17 protein-coding genes are annotated in these 18704 nt (G+C 67.7%); 8 read left to right on the forward strand and 9 right to left on the reverse strand.

Annotated features, from left to right (window positions below; translation table 11 throughout):
• Positions 1 to 38: 38 nt before the first annotated feature.
• The gene (locus tag A5714_RS03205; RefSeq protein ID WP_197502704.1) at positions 39 to 446 is read right to left on the reverse strand and encodes a DUF732 domain-containing protein; all 408 of its coding nucleotides are present in this window, start codon (positions 444 to 446) and stop codon (positions 39 to 41) included.
• Between the two features lie 166 nt (positions 447 to 612).
• On the opposite strand from A5714_RS03205, the gene A5714_RS03210 reads away from it, so the two are divergent.
• The gene (locus A5714_RS03210; RefSeq protein ID WP_068282690.1) at positions 613 to 2070 is read left to right on the forward strand and encodes a phospholipase D-like domain-containing protein; all 1458 of its coding nucleotides are present in this window, start codon (positions 613 to 615) and stop codon (positions 2068 to 2070) included.
• Positions 2071 to 2079: 9 nt separating this feature from the next.
• Here A5714_RS03210 and A5714_RS03215 read toward each other — a convergent pair whose 3' ends face one another.
• The 3 genes from A5714_RS03215 to A5714_RS03225 form a co-directional block, all read right to left on the reverse strand.
• Complete coding sequence (locus A5714_RS03215) at positions 2080 to 3285, reverse strand: FAD-dependent monooxygenase (RefSeq protein ID WP_068282692.1); 1206 nt, start codon at positions 3283 to 3285, stop codon at positions 2080 to 2082.
• 51 nt (positions 3286 to 3336) lie between these two features.
• Positions 3337 to 4077 (reverse strand): SDR family NAD(P)-dependent oxidoreductase, encoded by a 741-nt coding sequence (locus A5714_RS03220; protein WP_068282696.1) that lies wholly within the window; start codon positions 4075 to 4077, stop codon positions 3337 to 3339.
• Between the two features lie 100 nt (positions 4078 to 4177).
• A complete protein-coding gene (locus A5714_RS03225; protein WP_068282722.1) occupies positions 4178 to 4453 on the reverse strand; it encodes a hypothetical protein in 276 nt (91 codons plus the stop codon).
• A gap of 121 nt (positions 4454 to 4574) precedes the next feature.
• On the opposite strand from A5714_RS03225, the gene A5714_RS03230 reads away from it, so the two are divergent.
• Positions 4575 to 5084: a DUF2505 domain-containing protein gene (locus A5714_RS03230; RefSeq protein ID WP_068282698.1), complete on the forward strand. Its 510-nt coding sequence runs from the start codon at positions 4575 to 4577 to the stop codon at positions 5082 to 5084.
• A gap of 43 nt (positions 5085 to 5127) precedes the next feature.
• On the opposite strand, the gene A5714_RS03235 is transcribed toward A5714_RS03230, so the two are convergent.
• On the reverse strand, positions 5128 to 6072 hold the full coding sequence (locus A5714_RS03235; protein ID WP_231975732.1) for an alpha/beta hydrolase: 945 nt from the start codon (positions 6070 to 6072) through the stop codon (positions 5128 to 5130).
• Positions 6073 to 6190: 118 nt separating this feature from the next.
• On the opposite strand from A5714_RS03235, the gene A5714_RS03240 reads away from it, so the two are divergent.
• Positions 6191 to 6748, forward strand: a complete 558-nt coding sequence (locus A5714_RS03240; RefSeq protein ID WP_068282701.1) for a TetR/AcrR family transcriptional regulator — start codon at positions 6191 to 6193, stop codon at positions 6746 to 6748.
• 9 nt (positions 6749 to 6757) lie between these two features.
• On the opposite strand, the gene glnA is transcribed toward A5714_RS03240, so the two are convergent.
• The gene (glnA, locus tag A5714_RS03245; protein WP_068070430.1) at positions 6758 to 8194 is read right to left on the reverse strand and encodes a type I glutamate--ammonia ligase; all 1437 of its coding nucleotides are present in this window, start codon (positions 8192 to 8194) and stop codon (positions 6758 to 6760) included.
• A gap of 398 nt (positions 8195 to 8592) precedes the next feature.
• Between glnA and A5714_RS03250 the strand changes: the two genes are divergently transcribed.
• Positions 8593 to 10371 (forward strand): NAD-binding protein, encoded by a 1779-nt coding sequence (locus A5714_RS03250; protein WP_068070429.1) that lies wholly within the window; start codon positions 8593 to 8595, stop codon positions 10369 to 10371.
• Between the two features lie 49 nt (positions 10372 to 10420).
• The gene (locus A5714_RS03255) at positions 10421 to 11917 is read left to right on the forward strand and encodes an NAD(P)/FAD-dependent oxidoreductase (protein WP_068282705.1); all 1497 of its coding nucleotides are present in this window, start codon (positions 10421 to 10423) and stop codon (positions 11915 to 11917) included.
• A 41-nt stretch (positions 11918 to 11958) separates the two neighbouring features.
• On the opposite strand, the gene A5714_RS03260 is transcribed toward A5714_RS03255, so the two are convergent.
• Positions 11959 to 13203: an NAD(P)-dependent alcohol dehydrogenase gene (locus tag A5714_RS03260; RefSeq protein WP_231973803.1), complete on the reverse strand. Its 1245-nt coding sequence runs from the start codon at positions 13201 to 13203 to the stop codon at positions 11959 to 11961.
• 208 nt (positions 13204 to 13411) lie between these two features.
• Between A5714_RS03260 and A5714_RS03270 the strand changes: the two genes are divergently transcribed.
• Positions 13412 to 14365: a UDP-glucuronic acid decarboxylase family protein gene (locus A5714_RS03270; protein WP_068282708.1), complete on the forward strand. Its 954-nt coding sequence runs from the start codon at positions 13412 to 13414 to the stop codon at positions 14363 to 14365.
• Between the two features lie 46 nt (positions 14366 to 14411).
• On the forward strand, positions 14412 to 15641 hold the full coding sequence (locus A5714_RS03275) for a glycosyltransferase (RefSeq protein WP_082959545.1): 1230 nt from the start codon (positions 14412 to 14414) through the stop codon (positions 15639 to 15641).
• Position 15642: 1 nt separating this feature from the next.
• Here the strand turns inward: A5714_RS03275 and A5714_RS03280 are convergent, their stop codons facing one another.
• On the reverse strand, positions 15643 to 16386 hold the full coding sequence (locus tag A5714_RS03280) for a class I SAM-dependent methyltransferase (protein ID WP_068282733.1): 744 nt from the start codon (positions 16384 to 16386) through the stop codon (positions 15643 to 15645).
• A gap of 383 nt (positions 16387 to 16769) precedes the next feature.
• Here A5714_RS03280 and A5714_RS03285 point away from each other — a divergent pair, with 383 nt between their 5' ends.
• Positions 16770 to 17417: an NUDIX hydrolase N-terminal domain-containing protein gene (locus tag A5714_RS03285; RefSeq protein ID WP_068282710.1), complete on the forward strand. Its 648-nt coding sequence runs from the start codon at positions 16770 to 16772 to the stop codon at positions 17415 to 17417.
• A gap of 18 nt (positions 17418 to 17435) precedes the next feature.
• Here A5714_RS03285 and A5714_RS03290 read toward each other — a convergent pair.
• Positions 17436 to 18704, reverse strand: a 1269-nt coding sequence (locus A5714_RS03290) for a serine hydrolase (protein WP_068282736.1), incomplete at its 5' end; no start/stop codon positions are given.

Consider the following 18704-nt stretch of genomic DNA (forward strand, 5'->3'; position numbering starts at 1 on the left):
CGCAGGGACCCCCGAATATCGACCGGCGCGCCGACGGCTCAGGCCGCGCCTGGGGTGATGATCGGGAAGTCGATGATGGGCCACTGCGAGGGCGGCAACGGAGTCGGCGGCGGGGGTGGCGGCGGAGTGATCGGCTGACCCAGGTGCGCGGGGCAGTACGCGCTCGCGGCGATCATGGTGAATTGGGCGGCGCCGTCCATGGTGAAGCCGGGATTGGCGTTGGACACGTTTTTGATGACGTCGTATTCGGGGTTGCCCTGATCCATCAGCTGGCACGCCCGCTTGCCCACTCCGATGGCGACGTTGGGACTTTCGAAGGTGATGCCGGCCTGCTTGAGTGCCGCCAGGAAGCTGGCGTCCGAGCCCCCCGGGCTGGGGTCGGCATGTGCCGCGGAGGCCCCCGCGACCGCGGCGGCGAGGCCCGCCAGCATCACAACCAATCGCATGGCCTTCATCCTCGTACAGATCGGCGCCGTTGTCCTGTCGGGTTCTCGGACTATTAACGAGCGGATCACCTATACGCAATACGGGCCTAGCACGCGTCCCGGCGTCGAAAGTTGCTGTGATACACAGGGGAGGTCCGCACCGAACCGTGCGGTGAAAGGGTTTGGCTTGCGCGACGATCGACTGTTGCTTCCCGGCCAGACGTGCTGGCGCGTGGAGACCGCCGATCAGTTCGCCTGCATCGTCGACGCGGCCGACTACTTCAAGCACGTCAAGGCCGCGATGCTGCGCGCCCGGCATCGAATCATGGTGATCGGCTGGGACCTCGACTCCCGGATGACCTTCGAACGCGGCAAGAAGACGCTGCCGGGCCCGAATCAGCTCGGCGCGTTCCTGTACTGGTTGCTGTGGAAACGGCCGACGCTCGACATCTACTTGCTCAAGTCCAACCTGCGCCTGCTGTCGGTCTTCGACAGCATCTGGGGCAACTTCGCCCCGGTAGCGCTGGTCAACCAGATCAGCAGCAGGCGGCTGCACTTCGCCATCGACGGCGCGCATCCGGTGGGCGCGGTGCATCACCAGAAGATCGTCGTCGTCGACGACGCGGTCGCGTTCTGCGGCGGCATCGACCTCACCCTCGAGCGGTGGGACACGCCAGACCACGAGCACGCCAGTCGCGACCGGCGGGCGGCCGGGCGCGGCTACGGCCCGCGCCACGAGATCGCCGCCGCGGTCGACGGCGCCGCCGCGCGCGGGCTGGGGGCGGAGGCGCTGCGGCGCTGGCAGACCGCGACCGAGCAGGAGCTGGCGCCGGTCGAACCCAAACACAGCGCCTGGCCCAGCAGGCTCGTTCCGCTGCTTCGTGACGTCGAGGTCGGCATCGCGCGCACCCTGCCCGAATCGCAGGCGGCCCGCGAGGTCCGGGAGGTGGAGGCGCTCAACCTGGCCGCCATCGACGCCGCCCGCCACACCATCTACATCGAGAACCAGTACTTGGCGGCCCGGCGCATCGTCGAGGCGCTCGCCGCGAGACTCCGCGAAGCCGACGGCCCCGAGATCGTCATCACGATCGCGCGCCGCGGCAACAATCCGCTGGAGCGCGAGACCATGGATAGCGCCCGCCACGACCTCATCCGCCTGCTGTGGGAGGCCGACGAGTATCGCCGGCTGGGCGTCTATTGGCCCGAGACCAGCGGCGGTACGCCGATCTACGTCCATGCCAAGGTGATGATCGTCGACGACCGACTGCTGCGCATCGGCTCGTCGAACATCAACAACCGGTCACTGGGCTTCGACAGCGAATGTGACATCGCGATTGAGGCGAACCCGGACCGTGCCGAGGACGCCGAGGTGCGCGGCCTCATCACGGGGGTGCGTAACCGGCTGATCGCCGAGCATCTCGGCCTCACCGTCGAGCAGCTGCAAGACGCTCTCGTTGAGAGGAGTTCACTTCTGCGCGCCGTCGAGTCGCTGCGCGGCACCGGACGGACGTTGCGGCGCTTCACCGCGCGTACGGTGGCCGGCGAGGCGGGTCCGCTGGCCGAGAATGACCTGATGGATCCCGACCATGTCCCGCGCTCGCTGACCCGGACCGTGCAGCGGTTCCTCACCGGGCTGCGGAACTGATCCGACTGCTTACGAATAAGCCTGCAGCTCAACGTCGTTGGCCGCGGCGTTGCCGAACCGCCTGCCGAACAGGTTCGTCGCGGCGTTGGCGGCCGGACTCGCCAGCACCCGAGCCCCGGCCCGCAGAGCGCGGATGCCGGCCCGGGTGCGGGGATTGGCCAGCCGCAGCACCGCGGGTCGAACGTTTTGCGCGGCGTTGACGTGCGGCCGCATAAAGTTCTCGTAGCGGTCGAACGCCGCCGGGTAATCCGTTGTCCGAGAGATCTCTTCGGCCAAGACATACGCGCCGATCAGCGCGAGGCTCGAACCGCCGCCACCGACCGGGGACACGCAGAACGCGGCGTCACCGAGCAACACCACATTGCCCTTGCTCCAGCGCGGCGCCCGGACCTGCCCAAGCGCGTCGAAGTACATCGGCGCGTCATCGAGTTCGGCCAAGATGCGCGGTGCGGCCCAGCCCGCGTCCGCGAAGGTCGCGCGCAGCACCGCGATCTGGTCGTCGCGGCGAATCCTTTGCAGGCCGCGCACCTCGGAGAGGAAGCTCAGCATCGCCCGGCTCGTCCCGAGGTTGTCAGGCCGCAGGTGCACGGCGCGCGAGCCGGGCGCGTGATACCAGTTCCACCACCGGTCGTCGGACTCCCGTCGCGGGATGGTCAGGTACGCCATGTACATGCCCAATTCGGTGATCGCCACGGAGGTCACGAATCTGCGTGTGGCCGAACGTAATCCGTCGGCTACGACGACCACGTCCGCAGCGAGGGACGTGCCGTCGTCGAGCAGCGTGGTGACCCGGTGACCGTCGTCGATCAGGTCGGTGATCCGGGTGTCGAAACGGTACTCGGTGACGTCGATGGTCCGTTCGACGAGGATGCGGGACAGCTCACCGCGCAGGATTTCGAACTCGGCTGTGGGACCGTCGAATCGGGCCGACGGGTCGACCGGGAACGAGGCCGCGGCCGCGCCGGCCTCGTCGACGAAGCGCATGCCGACCTCTTCGGTGCTGGCTGCACGGATCTCGTCCTCGATGCCCATGCGGCGCACGACCTCACGCGCGGCGCCGCGCACGTCGATGTTGTGCCCCTCGTCGCGGCGGCGCGCAGCGCGTTCGACGACGGTGGTCCGCCAGCCCCGCGCCGCCAGTTGGTGCGCCAACGCCGGGCCCGCGATACCGGCTCCAGAGATGACCGCGTGAGGTGCGCCCGCGACTCGTTCCATCGGTCAAGACAGTTGCCCGATGGGCCGGGCGGGAAACCTCACCGGCGGCGGCTACCCGGCGCCCTTGCCGTTGTCGACTCGGTAGACGGCGCCGTGTACCGCGGCCGCGGCGTCACTGGCCAGAAACGCGATCACCTTCGCCACGTCGAGGGGTTGCATCATGCCGCGCGGCGAGGCGGTGCGCATGATCAAGTCGTAGTTCGGGTCCTCCGGGGCGCTGAACTGCTCGATCTGCGGGGTGAGCATGCCGCCGGGACAGACGGCGTTGACGCGCAGGCGATCGGCCGTGTACTCGACCGCCAGGGCGCGGGTCAGCCCGATCAAGCCGTGCTTGGCGGCGCAGTAGCCGGCTGAATACGCCTGACCTTCGACGCCGGCGATGGAGCTGACGTTGACGATGTTGCCGCCGCGTAGTAACAGGTGCGGCAGCGCCGCCCGGCACAGGGAGAAGGGACCGGTGAGGTTGACCGCCAGGTCCTGCGCCCAGTCGTCGTCGGTCATCGATTCCGTTCGGCGCATCTGGTGTTTGCCCGCGACGTTGACCAGCACGTCGAGTCCCTCGAACTCCCCCACGCAACGCTCGATCGCGTCGCGGCAGGCCTGGGCGTCGGCGACGTCCACCGCCGCGTACGTCCCCCGGTCCACGTCGGCGAACACCTGCTCCAAGCGGGCGGTGTCGCGCCCGACGCCGTAGACGGTGGCGCCCTGCCGCGACAGCTCCCGGGCGGTCTCGGCGCCCAGCCCCGACGACGCTCCGGTGACGAACGCGACCTTGCCCTGCAGTGCTGACATCAAAGATCCCGTCGTTCGGAGCGGTGCTGGCCAACCATTCCTAACACCCCGGTTGGGTCGCCCGTGGATCCAGGTTGGCGCGGGGGTTGCCGGGCTCGGCTCAGTAGGACCGCGCCCGGGCAAGGCCGCCGCGGAGCACCTCGTAGGCGGTCGGCATTGCCCGGCCGAGGGCGTCGGGTGCCCAGCGTGCGAGTCGAAGCCTGCGCCGCACGCGGCGCTCGGCCATCACCACGAGCAGGCCAAGCGCGCGGCCGCCGATCGCCACTCGGGTCGTTCGGCGCCTGCGCGACGACCGCGTCGAACCGGCGCACCGGCCGAGGTGGTAGCCCAGGCACAGCGCCGCCGCGAACGCACCCAGGACCGCGAGCGCCGTCATGAGCATCGAGCCTCCCGCCCGCCGGTCGCGCCCAGGTCACGCCGGGGACACACCTCGGCGAATAACCGCACGCAGCGGGCGGACGGCAGCATCCGATCGACGTTTTGGGACAATGTCGGGCATGGCGCGCTCCTTCGATGTCGTTGCGGATTCGCCCGCCAGCGTCGAGCAGATCCATGCGGCGTTCGCGCGTGAGGCGTATTGGCGAGCCCGCATCGCCGCCGGCGGCGCCGAGGCGGTGACCACGCTGGACGCCCTGGACATCGACGCCAGCGGCGCGGTGTCGGTCCGCGTCGTCCAGCACCTGGGGCGCCAGCTGCTGCCGGGGCTGATCGCCAAGGTGGTCCCAGGCGAGGTGAGGCTGGTGCACAGCGAGACGTGGCGGCCCGACGGCGAGCGGCAGGTGCGCGGCCAGATCAACGTCTCGGCCTCCGCGGGCCTGGGATCGGGCCGTGCGGACATGTGGCTGGCACCGTCGGGTCAGGGTTCGCAACTGCGTTCGGAGGTGCGCGTGGAGGTCAAGATCCCGCTCGTGGGCGGCAAGTTGGAAAAGTCGATCGGGTCGGATCTGGCCAAGAGCGTGCCGGAGATCGTGCGGTTCACCACCGAGTGGATCAGCGAAAACCCTTGACATGCAACGCATCAGCGGGCACGAACCGAGGCACCCGCATCCGCTATGATTTGCCCTGCGCGGGCACGTGCTGGGCGGGAAACGCGAGTTGGTCGGCGACGACCGTCGAGAATAGCGGTTCCACGTAGGGATCGAAGTGGCCGCAATCGTAGGTGTGCACCGTCGCCGCCGTCATCTTGCCCGCGGCTCGCAGGGCGACGCGTGTCGGAGTCACGGCGTCGTGCTCGGCGATTTGGACGAGGGCGGGGCACGTGATGGAACCGGCATGCCGCCCCGGTGAGTAGGCGACGATACGCAGCACGATGCGGGCGGCGACGGTCGTCGGGTAGGCGTCGGCAGCGAGCGCCGAGTCGGTGATCAGCCGCTCCATGCCGGGCAAGGCGTCCGGCGACGTCATTACCGCCGGCTCCCCGACCGCGCCAGCGGAATTCACGTACACCGGTGGTCGACGTAACCACGCCCGAAGCTGGTCTCGTAGGCCGTACGGCGCGAGCCGAAGACCGGCGCGGACGCCGGTGGCGCGGACGGCGGCGGGACCGCTGATGTGCGGCACCTGAGCGATGATCGCGGCCAACGGTTCGCCCGCGCCGGCAAGAGCGATGACATGGCCTCCGGCGAACGACGTCCCCCAAGCGATCACGCGGTCCGGGTCCGACCCCGCGACTGCACGCGCGAATCTCAGGGCCGCTCTCCAGTCGGCATGTTGCGCCTTGATGCTGAGAAGCTGACGGGGCCACCCCTCGCTGTCACCGAAGCCCCGGTAGTCGAAGACGACAACGATGTAGCCGGCGGCGGCGAATCGTTCGGCGTAGGCGTAGAGGCGCAAGGCGCGCACGCCTCCGAAGCCATGCGCCATCACAATGACTGCTCGGTGCCCCGCCTCCGGTCCCGCGGGCCGATAGACCCGCGCGGCGCAGCGCACACCGCTGGAAATAAAAGACTCCTCGCTGTGGGAGAAGCGCAATTCTGGTGTCGCTGTCACCTTCACTCCGTCACTGCTCGTCGGGTCGGCGGTCGGCCCGCCGCATATCCCGCCGACGCTTTCTTGTATGCAATTCAAGAAAGCTAACAGGCTTCTTGTATGGCGGTCAAGATAGGCTGATCCTGTGCCGCGCAACAGACGACCGCAAGCCCCGGAGGAGAAGCGCGCCGAGATCCTCGCCGTCGCCGAGCGACTGTTCACCGACGTCGGCTACGACCACACCTCGATGGCGCAGCTCGCTGCGGCCGCCGGGGTCACCCCGACGACCATCTACTGGTACTTCGAGGACAAAGACGCGCTGCTGGTCGGCGTTCTGGAACGCATCGTGACCGACGCCGCGACGCAAATCGGCGAGCTCGCCGAGACCGAACTCAGCGAACGGGTGCTGTGGGTCGTCGCGCGCCTGGAGCGTTACCACCGACTGGTGACGGCCGTCCATGCGAGAACCGTCGTTTCTCAACGAATCGATCTGTGGCACACAGGGTTTCACACACTTGTCGAGGGCATGCTGGCGCACGGCCTGCGCGAGGCCGGTTTTCCCGAATCGGAGGTCGCTCCGAGGACTGCGCTCGGCGTATTCGCCGTGGAGGGCTTGCTGACTCACCATCTCGACGGAGTGGCGAGAGAGGCTCTCGTCAAAGTCGTCACGGACAACCCCGCGAAGCCGGGCTCGGGCCGTTGACCGCAGGCCCTAAACGTCGTAATACAGCGCGAACTCGTAGGGCGTCGGCCGCAGGTTGTAGGGCGCGATCTCGTAATTGCGCTTGAAATTGATCCAGGTTTCGATCAGGTCGGGGGTGAATACGCTGCCCTCGGTGAGGTATTCGCTGTCCTCTTCCAGTCGGTCGATCACCGCCGATAGCTGGGTGGGCGCCTGTGAGATCTCGGCGGCCTCCTCCGGCGGCAGCTCGTAGAGGTCCTTGTCGATCGGGGGCGGCGGCTCGATCTTGTTCTTGATGCCGTCGAGGCCGGCCATCAGCATGGCCGAGAACGCCAAATACGGGTTGCCCGAGGAGTCCGGGCAACGGAACTCGAGCCGCTTGGCCTTGGGATTGTTGCCGGTGATCGGGATCCGCACGCACGCCGACCGATTGCGCTGGCTGTACACCAGGTTGATCGGCGCCTCGTAACCCGGAACTAGCCGCTTGTAGGAATTGACGGTCGGGTTGGTGAAGGCCAACAGCGACGGCGCGTGATAGAGCAGGCCGCCGATGTAATGGCGGGCAGTATCGGACAGCCCCGCGTACCCCATGTCGTCATACATCAACGGCACGCCGTCCTTCCACAGCGACTGGTGGCAGTGCATGCCCGAGCCGTTGTCACCGAACAGCGGCTTGGGCATGAAGGTCACGGTCTTGCCGGCCTGCCACGCGGTCTGCTTGACGATGTACTTGAACATCTGGTGGTCGTCGGCCGCGTGCAGCAGCGTATTGAACTTGTAGTTGATCTCGGCCTGGCCGCCGCTGCCCACCTCGTGGTGCCCCTTCTCCAACGAGAAGCCGGCGTTGGTGAGGTGGGTGAGCATGACGTCGCGCAGGTCGACGTAGTGGTCGGTGGGCGCCACCGGGAAGTAGCCGCCCTTGGGCCGGACTTTGTAGCCGAGGTTCGGGCTGCCGTCGGGTTCGGCCTCCGCCCCGGTATTCCACCAACCCGAGGTGGCGTCCACCTTGTAGAACGAGGTGTCGGTGCGCGAGTCGAAGCTGACCGAGTCGAAGATGTAGAACTCGGCTTCCGGACCGAAGTAGGCGGTGTCGGCGATGCCCGAGCTGATCAGGTAGTTCTCCGCCTTGCGGGCGACGTTGCGTGGATCGCGCGAATACAGCTCCAGCGTGAAGGGGTCGTGCACGAAGAAGTTCACGATCAGCGTCTTGGCCGAGCGGAACGGATCGATGGTCGCCGTTTCGGGATCGGGAAGCAGCAACATGTCGGACTCGTGGATCGATTGGAAGCCGCGGATGGACGAGCCGTCGAACGCCAACCCCTCCTCGAACACGTTCTCGTCGAAGACGTAGCTGGGAATCGTGAAGTGCTGCATGGTCCCCGGCAGGTCGCAGAAGCGGACGTCGACGTATTCGATCTTCTCGTCCCGCGCGAGCCTGAAGATATCGTCGGGGGTCGTCTCGGACACTCACTGCTCCTTGCTCGGTGCGCGGGCTGCTGGTGAACGCGGCGTTCCCCCGCTCGTGCCTGCCGAGGGCCGGCGTCGAGCGCCAACTCTTCTCCCGCGGAACGCACTTCAAGCGCGGAGCTTGTTCTACGCCTCGACTATTTCCTGGACATGACGAGCTGGGGTCGAACCTGTTGCGGCGCGGGCGTGAGGAAAGTTGGCGCTGTCGCGCCCGGCCGTTCCGGTGGCAGTTTCGCGCACCGTGCCCGATAGTCATAGGCACCAGTGAACTTTGGGAGTGTCGATGCCGCGCTACAACAAGCCCCGCCCAGACGGCGAGCAACCTCTCCCGGCGCGGCAGTCCGTCCTCGCGCAGCGGTAACCGCGGCAGCGATCGAGGATCGAGCGGGGCCGGCCACATGGGTGAGGTCTTCCAGTTCCACCGAGAGATCATCGTCAGCGGCGACGACCCGCTGTCCCGGACGATCGCGGAGGAGTTGCGGGGTGCTGGCGCGCGGATCATCAAGATCAACACCGCCGCCGACCTTCTCGGAGCTGGGGTGCATCGGGCGCGTGCCGTGGTCTGCGCCGGGCCCGACGACGCGGTCAATCTCGAAATCGCCTTGCTGGCACGCCAATACAGCCCCAATGTGCGTGTGGTCGCGCGCCTGGCGGACAACGTGTTGCGCGCCAAGGTGTCTGTCGTCAACGGCCCGGGCGCCATCTTGGACGTCGCCGAATTGGCCGCCCCTTCCGTCGTGGAGGCCGTCCTGTCGCGCAACACCCACGAATTCGACACCGACGGCATCGACTTCGTCGTTTGGGGATCCGAGGCGCGGCAGCAGGGCACCCTGCGGGAGATCTACGGCGACCTCGCGCCGGTGGCGGTCGTGCACGGGAAGAACTCGCCCGTGCCCGGGGAGGTGGTGCCCTGCCCGGGGCGCGACCTGGCGGTCTACGCCGGCGACTGGACCTCGATGATCGGGGTCCGCGACGAGATGGCGGCCCGTGGCATTCGGGTGGCTCCTCCCACGGCGTCGCGTTCCAGCAATTCCCGGGTCCGGCGCGCGGTGGACGCCGCGCGCGCCATCCGCGACGACGTCAGCCCGATGCTCCTGCCGTCGCTTGTGCTGACGCTTCTGCTCATGATGGGTTCGGCCGCCGTCGTGCGCTACACCTATCAGCACCCGAGGATGTCGTGGCTCGACGCGGTGTACTTCACCTCGGAGACGATCACCAGTGTCGGCTTCGGCGACTTCAGCTTCGCCCAGCAGTCGACCTTCCTGCGGCTGTTCGCCATCGCGCTCATGTTCGGCGGCGTGATCGTGACCGCCGTGGTGGTCGCGTCGCTGGCCGACGTGTTGCTGTCCCGACGCCTCGGCCAGAACGCCGGAGTACGACGGGCGCGGCACATGCGCGGGCACATCGTGGTCGTGGGGCTGGGGTCGATCGGCATCCGCGTCGTCACCGACCTGCACACCGCCGGGTACGACGTGGTGGTGATCGAACAGGACGAGACCAACCGCTTCTTGAAGATCGCGGCGGACCTCGACGTGCCGGTCATCTTCGGCGACTCGACCATGCATCAGACGCTCGAGTCGGCGCGGGTTGACCGCGCCCGCGGGGTGGCGGTGGTCACCCAGGACGACATGGCGAACATCCGCACCGGCATCGTGCTGTTGGAGATTCTGGGCTCCGACACGCAGGTCCCGATCGTGATGCGGGTGCAGGGCCGCGCGCTGGGCACCGCGGTGAACCGGCAGTTCGGGTTCGAGAACGTGCGCTCGCTCGTCGATCTGGCGGCGCCGTGGTTCATCGGCGCGGCGATGGGGCTGCAGGTGCTGGGCACGTTCTGGGTGGGACAGCGCTCGTTCATGGTCGGCGGCATGCTGGTGGCGGCCGGCAGCGAACTCGACGGGTTGCGGATGGTGGACCTGTCCACTCAGACGCGCGTCATCGCGATCACCCGGCCGGACGGGCCGGTGAGCCTGCGCCCGCGGCGCAACGCTCGTCTGCAAGCCGGTGACACCGTCTACCTCATCGGGCCCTATCGGGAGCTGATCGCCACGCTGCGCAAGGGGCAGCCGCCGCCGCTGACCGCGATCAACGGGGAGCGGGCGGTGACGCTGGCGGCGGCGCGATCGACACACCGCGCCGAGGCGCGGCTCCCGAAGTGGGCACCCGAGACGCAGGTGTGAGCACCGCGGGCGCTCGCACTCCCACGCTCGCGCGTGCGACAGTTCAGCGGTGGCAGCAACCGTCGCGGTGATCGGAGCGGGACCCGGCGGGCTGGTCGCGGCGCGTTGGCTGCTCGCGCAGCACCTGCAACCGACACTGTTCGAGCAGAGCACGACGCTGGGTGGGCAGTGGGCGGGCATGGTCGGCCGAAGCGGCGTCTGGCCCACGATGTACACCAACACCAGTCGGATCATGACCGCGTTCAGCGACCTCGAGCACCGCAGCAAGGCCGTCTTTCTGCCCAATCGAGAGATCCTGGACTACCTGCACCGCTACGCCGACACGTTCGGGGTGACACCGCGCATCCGGTTCGGCAGAAGGATCGACCGGATCGCGCCCGACGGTGACGGATGGCTCGTCGAACACACCGGTGGTACCGAAAGGTTCGACCGAGTGGTGGTGGCAACCGGAAGGTTCCACTCCCCCGCCATCCCCTCGATCCCAGGCCTCGACACGTTCAGCGGTTCCGCCGCCGCGATCTCCACCTACGCCTATCGTGGGCCGTCCCCCTACCTCGGCAAGAAAGTGCTGGTGGCGGGCTGCGCGATCAGCGCACTCGAGATCGCCTCGGAGCTGGCGCAATTGGGCGCGGCGCGTGTCGTCGTCACTCAGCGCCGGCAGCGGTACATCCTGCCGAAATTCGCCGGGGGAATCCCGTCCGATCACAAGATGTTCACCCGCTACGGCGCGCTGGCGAATGAGCGCCTGCCGTCCCCCGAGGTGGACCGGCAACTGAAGGAGATGGTCCTCGAGGCGGGGGGCAGCCCGCAGCAGTACGGCGCACCGGCCCCGGAGCCGTCATTGTTCGCCGCGGGCGTCACGCTGTGCCAGCACTACCTGCCATTGGTGGCCGAGGGTCGGATCGCGGTGCGGCCGTGGATCACCAGCATCGCGGGCACCACCGTGACGTTCGGCGACGGCCGCTCCGAGGATTTCGACGGTCTCGTGTTCGGCACCGGATTCAATCTGCACCTGCCGTTCCTGAGTGACGACATCCGGGCCGCCGTCGACCTCGACACGGTGCATCTCGATACGGACCGCTACACCTTCCATCCCGACCTGCCCGGACTGGCATTCGTCGGCATGTGGGACCAGTCCGGCGGATACTTTGTGCCGCTTGAACTTCAGGCGCGGTGGATCGCCTACGCCTGGGGCGGCGCGATAGCACCGCCTTCGGACGCCGAGCAGCGCTCCGCCATCCAGGCCTACCGGGCCCAGCGTGACGCTCCGCAGAAAACCCGCATGAATCTGGTCGCCCTCGCCTTCGCCCGAGCCGCCGGGGTCGAGCCGCGCCTGGGCAACTGGCCGCAGTTGCGGCGTGCCTTGCTGTTCGGTCCGCTCGCGCCCAGTTGCTTCCGGCTCGAGGGTCCCGATGCGCTGCCCGACGCGGCGGCGCGGCTCGAGCGCGACGCCGCGGCCTTCGACGCGATTACCAGCAACGAGCTGACCGAGCGCGAACGCCGGTATTGGGCACTCGTCGCCGACGGGCGCGACGGATGCGGCTGATCCGGGCCGACGTCGGTCACCGCTCGCGCGCTACCGAGTGTTCAACCGACTCGGATGACGAGTTTGCCGATGTGCTTGCCGTCGCGTAGCCGCTCGAAAGCGGTTTTAGCGTCCGCGAATTCGATGACGTCGTCGATCACGGGCGTGAGGCCGGTGACGGCGGCAGCGCGAATGAGCTCGTGCAATTGGGTGCGGTCACCGACCGTGATGGACCGTGTGATGGCGCCAGCTCCCCGAAGCGCGAAGTAGTCGATGCCCGGGTTGTCCTCACTGAGGAACCCGATGAGAGTGACCTCCCCTCCCGTGGCGATCGCCCGCAGCGACTGGTTGATGGTGGCCGGTCCTCCCACTTCGATCACGCGGTCCACCCCACGGCCGCCGGTCAGCTCGCGTACCTGCGTCCCCCACTCGGGATGGCTGCGGTAGTTGACGACGTCGTCAGCGCCCAATTCCCGCAGCCGCGCGGCCTTTTCAGCGCTGGAGGTCGTCGCGACGACACGACCACCGAGGATTTTCGCGAGTTGCAGGGCGAAGATCGAGACGCCACCGGTGCCGAGCGTCAGCACGGTTTGTCCGGCCCGGACTGGCGTCGGGCCATTGAGCGCATTCCAGGCCGTGACGCCGGCGCAGGGCAGCGTGGCGGCGTGTTCGTCCGGCATCTCCTGGGGAATAGGAAGGACGGCCTCGCGCGAAACCACCTTGTACTCGGTGAGCCAGCCATCCTGTCCGCTGCCATAGCTATCGGAATTCGCCGTGGCTGGTAGCGGACCGCCGAACCAGCGAGAGTGGAACGCGCTCACGACGCGGTCGCCCGGCCGGTAATCGGTCACGCCCGGACCCACCGCGACGACTTCGGCGGCAGCGTCGCTGCACGGAATCAGCCCCGGCTTGCTGTCGCGGACGTAGCGGCCCAGCGGGATCGCTACGTCGCGGTAGTTCAGCGATACAGCCGTCACGCGCAGCAGAAGTTCCCCACGCTGCGGCGACGGGACGGGTTCGTCATGCAATTCCAAGCCGTCCAGTCCGGCGCTGCCCCGGAAACGGTATGCGCGCATGGCACTCCCCTCAGTTCGGTCGTTCTGCACCTTCGTGCTAACGGAACCGACCCCGGTCCGTATGCCCGGGTGGCGACGCCATATCGCCGACAAACGCGAACGCTCGTTCTCGAACGCGGCGAATTCGACATCGCCGCCGTGGGGCGCGCCGCCCTGGCCAATCCTGATTTCGTCGCCAAGATCCGCGCCGGGCGCGCCCGCGAACTCGTCCCCTACGATGAACGCGTCCACAAACTCACGCTGCAGTGACGGCCGCGGAGAGCTGGCTCACGCTGGTCGAACCACGCTGAGCGGAGCCCTACCTGCACATCCCGCCGGCGCTTGGACCGCGGCGCTCCCCCGCCGGTTCCGCAACGGTGGGCGGAGACGTGAAGATCTATGATCCGAAGCGCCCGCGCCCGAGCGCCACGGCGTGTGCCGAAGCGAAGGAGAACGCAAGATGAGAGCCCTGGTCGCGGGCGCCGCCGGGTTCCTGGGGTCCCATCTGTGCGATCGTCTCCGCCGCGAGGGCGTCGAGGTGCTCGGCGTGGACAATTTCTGCACCGGCAGGCGCGAGAACATCGCACATCTGGATTCGGACCCGGGCTTCGGCTTCCTCGAGCACGACATCACCCAACCGTTGACCGCGGCGCTGACGGGCTCGGTCGACACCGTCTTCAACCTGGCGTGCCCGGCGTCGCCGCGCGCCTACCAACGGGACCCGCTGTTCACCCTCGAGACCAACTACGTCGGGACGAAGAACCTGTTGGAACTGGCGCGGGAGAGCGGCGCAACCATGCTGCAGGCGTCGACCAGCGAGGTCTACGGTGACCCGGCCGTCCACCCGCAGTCCGAAAGCTACTGGGGAAATGTCAACTGCTTCGGCACTCGGGGCTGCTACGAGGAAGGCAAGCGCGTCGCCGAGACGCTGATGCTCGAGTATGCCCGCCTGTACGGCGTTGCGATCAAGGTCGTCCGGATTTTCAACACCTACGGCCCGAGAATGGACATCGAAGACGGAAGGATCATCTCCTCCTTCATCGTCCAAGCGCTGCAAGGCAATCCAATCACGGTATTCGGTGACGGTAGCCAGACGCGATCGTTTTGCTACGTCGACGATCTGGTGCGGGGCCTGGTGATCATGGCGAGGAGCGAGCCCTCGTTCACAGGACCGGTCAACCTCGGCAGCCCGACGGAATTGACGGTTCTGGAGACCGCAAGGATCATCACGGAGATGACCCGGTCGCCTTCGGTCACCGTCTTCGAGCCACTTCCCCCCGACGACCCGCGCAAGCGCAAGCCTGACATCAGCCTCGCCGAGTCCCGCCTCGGCTGGCGCCCCCAGGTGTCGTTCGACCAGGGCGCCGAGCGGACCATCGCTTACTTTCGAGAGGCTCTGAAATGTCAGACCTAGGCGGCGCTGTCGCCACCGGCACATCCCCGAGAGTGAGGCTGTGGCCATGAAGTTCGCCCTGGCAACCTTGGGAACTCGCGGCGACGTCGAGCCGTGCGCCACCGTCGCGCGGGAGTTGCACCGCCGCGGCCACGAGGTGCGAATGGCGGCCCCGCCGAACTATCTCGACTTCGTCGCTTCCGCGGGCCTCACCGCCGTTCCGCACGGCCGCGACCAGACGGAGCAGAACGCCAATATTGCTCGTAAATGGGGTGATACGCCCAACCCCGTGCTCATGGCATGGGAGATACTGCGGGACTTCAATGAACTCTGGCCGTCGCTAGGTGCGGCGCTCGTGTCGCTGTCCGAGGGCGCCGACCTGATCCTGACGGACGCGAGCGAGCAGGGCCTGGCCGCCAACGTCGCCGAGTACCATGGCATCGCGCAGGCGGCGCTGCACATCTATCCGCTTCCGCCGAACGATCCGGGCTCGCAGATCACCAAGGAGGCCGAGGCGGCCCAACGCCGCACCCTCGGTCTGCCGGAACGCCCGGGAGCCGGTGCACAGATACCGCTGGAACTGCAGGCCTACGACGACCTGTTCTTTCCCGGACTGGGTGCCGAATGGGCGAAGTTCGACGTCCGGCGGCCTTTCGTCGGGGGTCTGACGCTCGAGTTGTCGACGGAGCTGGATGCGGAGGTCGCTTCGTGGATCGACGCGGGGACCCCGCCGATTTACTTCGGGTTCGGCAGCAGCGCACGCGTCGCCTTCCCCGAGGACCTGCTCACCACGATCAGCGATGCGTGCGCGCAGCTCGGTGAGCGGGCGTTGATCTCCAGTGGCATCAGCGATTTCACGCATCTGGCCGCCGCCGACCACGTGAAGATCGTGGGATCGGCGAACCACGCGGCGGTGTTCCCCGCCTGCCGCGCGGTCGTTCATCACGCGGGACCGGGCACCACGTTCGCCGGTATCAGGGCCGGCGTTCCGACCCTGGCCCTCGCGGTGTCGGTCGACCAACCGATGTGGGCGGCTGCGGTCAATCAGCTCGGCGTCGGCATCGGGCGCCACTTCTCCGAGATGACGCCGGACACCCTGGTTTCGGACCTGCGGTCCATCCTCACACCACAGTGTGTCGCTCGAACCCGCGAGGTGGCCGCGCACCTGAGGCCTCCTGCGCAGAGCGCCGCGGCCGCCGCCGACGTGCTGGAAGAGGCTGTCCGGCAAGGAACTTCAGCCTCGCCGCGGCTGCCGACCGAGGACGGGTCGGTGCCGTCCGAGCGGCCGCCGGGTTAAGTCAGGATTCAGCCACGTCGTGCCCGGTCGAGCTGTCGAGCTGGGCGGCCGAAACTTCCTGATAGGTGGGCAGATCGAAGTCCGGCAGCACGCAGATATCGCCGCGATCCCGCACCCGCTTCGCCCAATAGCTCTGGTCGGCGGCGGACGCGCAGGCATAAAGCTTCATGTACGTGGCGGCGAAGGGGAAGAGGACGCCGTTGCCGACCGCTTGCCAGATGGCCGCGGCCACGCCGGGCGTCTCGACGCCGCGATAGTCATCGAGCGCGATCACGCCCCGTGAGGCCATGTGCGAGAGCGCGAGGCGGATGTCGCTGGCGACGCACCGGTAACTGTGGCACCCGTCGATGTGGGCGAAGCGCAGCGACCGATCCCCCAGATCCAGCTGCGTCGACTCACACACCGCGAGTGTGGGTCGACGCGTGTGAAAGCGATCCCAATTGGCCAGGAATTGTTGTTGCTCGAGACCCGCGTACTGCTGGCGCGGCCTCGTCGAGATGTCAGCGTGGTGCATCACGTCGCTGAAGAGGTCGCAGATGACCAGCTCTTCGTCATCGCGGAGGCTGTAGCCCATGAGGATGGCGGACTTGCCCTGATACGCACCAATCTCCAGGATGTCGCCCGTGACGCCCTCCGCCGTCTGGCTGGCGAGCAGCTTGCTGAACATCTCGACGTCCGCCTCGAAGAACCAGCCGTCGACCTTATCCATCTGCTCGGTATAGAGAACCCAAGCGGCATCGGTCATGACGCGCACCTGCGCATGAAATCCTCCAAGGCGGTCGGTGGGCCGGTCACCCGTTCACGGCCGGCGTTGGCTTGTCCAGAAGCGCAAGGCCCGGCCTCACGCCTGACCACCGGGCCACGTCGAAGCGTATCAACTCCGCGCTCCGGCGCAATCGAGCCTCGGGGCGCCGGGCCGATCCGGCTGGCCACCAGAGTCGTCTTCGCGAGGCTGAGGGCCGGCCGAAGCCGTTGTGGAATACCACCTTTGGGCGCGTTGGGATCGAACGAGCACCGAACTGGATGCCGCGACGCTCGCTACGCATGCACGCCGATCACCATCCGCGTGACGGGGGCGGAGCGACGGGGCGCGAGGCGAGGCGAACCCCGGCGGGCACACTGGAGGCCATGTGTTCGCCAGCGCCTGAGGCCGCCGCACTGATCCGCCACCAAGCACTGACTCTGCTCGCCGTCGCGCAGAACGGTCTGAGCTTCACCGAGGATCCTTTCGACCGCAAACGCTACGAACAGGTACGTCGGTGCGGCGAGGAACTGCTGGGGCTGATCAGCGAGGGCGGGCCCGAGCGGTTACGAGCCGTGGTCGCCATGGACAGCGGGTACATGACTCCCAAGGTGTCGGTGCGTGGTGCGATCTTCGACTCGAGCGAGCGGGTCTTGCTGGTGCAAGAGCGCGCCGACGGCTGTTGGACCCTGCCGGGGGGCTGGTGCGACGTACTGGAAAGCCCGGCGGAGGCGGTCGCCAAAGAGGTGCGCGAAGAGGCCGGTTTGGTCGTCGACGTCGACAAGCTCGTCGCCGTAGTCGACCAGGACAAGCAGGGCCGAGGGTCTGGGCGGCTGCCCCTCTTCCACGTCTACAAGCTGTTCTTCCTGTGCCGCGAGCGCGGTCGTGTGGCACCCGAGGACACCGAAACGTCGGCGATCGACTGGTTCGACGTCGACGCGTTGCCCCCGTTGTCGGCATCGGTCGTCGAGGACCAGCTGCACCTCATGCGGACCCATTGGCGCAAGCCAGATCTGGCAACGGTTTTCGATTGAGCATGGTCGCCCACTTGCTCACAGATGCAGGGCGCGCGCCGCTACCGTCGCGACCTCACCGCGCAATCTCGACATCGGCGGGCTGCCGCGCACCTGGATCGAGTTCGAGAGCAGAACGATGTACGTGTCCGAGCCCGGGTCCATCCACAGTGAGGTTCCGGTGAAGCCCGTGTGGCCGAAGCTGCCTATCGGAAAGACGGCTCCCCGCGCCACCGAGTCGGCGGTGTCGATGTCCCAGCCGAGCCCGCGCAGATCCGCACCCGCGATCGCGGGGTAATGCGGAGCGAGCAACGGGTCCTTCGCGTCCGGGCCGCCGCTGACGGCCGCTCGACTGGCCGCATTGGCGGCGTCGAGTTGGTGGGCGTTGTGTCCCGGCTGCTGCGGACTGGTCATCAGCTCCAGAGTTGCTTGTGTCAACGGAAACTCGCTGGGGCGGCCCGCGAGCCGGTCGAGCAGCGCTTGCGCGAAAAGGCTGACGTCGTGCGCCGTCGAGAACACGCCGGCGTGACCGGCGACTCCTCCCATGCGCCGGGCGGTGGTGTCCTGCACGGTGCCCCGCAGCAGGCGGTCCAGGTCGGGATTCGCGCCCGGGTCGCCCCTGCTCTCTTCGTCGCGCGCGGTCGGTGCGACCCGCGGCAGGATGCCGACGTCGAAAGTGCCGGCAGGGCATGGCCGCCCGTCGCCGGGCGCGGACGTCCAGGCGATGGCCGAACCGATCGTGCTGTGCGGCCCGCACGCCTTGGCCAGCGGAAGGTAGCGGGTGTCCGTCATGCGGAGGGGGTCGAAGACGTGTTGTTGCGCGTAGCCGTCTAACGCCGTCTCACTGAGCTTTTCGACCAAGGCGCCGAGCACGATGAAGTTGATATCGGAGTAGCTGTAGCCGCCGCCGGGGCCCGACTCCAGCGGCGTCGTGAGCGCTCGACGGATACCTTCCGCCTTGTCCGGCCCGTCCAGCCCCCACGGGTCCCCGAGGTTCACGTCGCCCGGCAACCCCGAGGTGTGCGTCAGCAACATGCGGACGGTGACCTGCGCACGGCGAGGATCGCCCGCGGTATTGAAGCCGGGCAGGTAGCGCTGCACGGGCTCGTCGATCGAGACAGAGCCGCGCTCGGCGAGCTGCATGACGGCCGTCGCCGTGGCGAGGCTCTTGGTCAGCGACGCCAGGTCAAAGATGGTGTCCTCGGTCATCGGCTCGGCGGGCGCGGGCATTCCCTCTAATCCGGGTTCGCCCGCAAGCTTGCGCGAGCCGTAGGCCCGACGGAAGACCACCTTCCCGCCGTGCCCGAT

Source organism: Mycobacterium sp. E2462, assembly GCF_001672685.1.
GTDB lineage: Bacteria > Actinomycetota > Actinomycetes > Mycobacteriales > Mycobacteriaceae > Mycobacterium.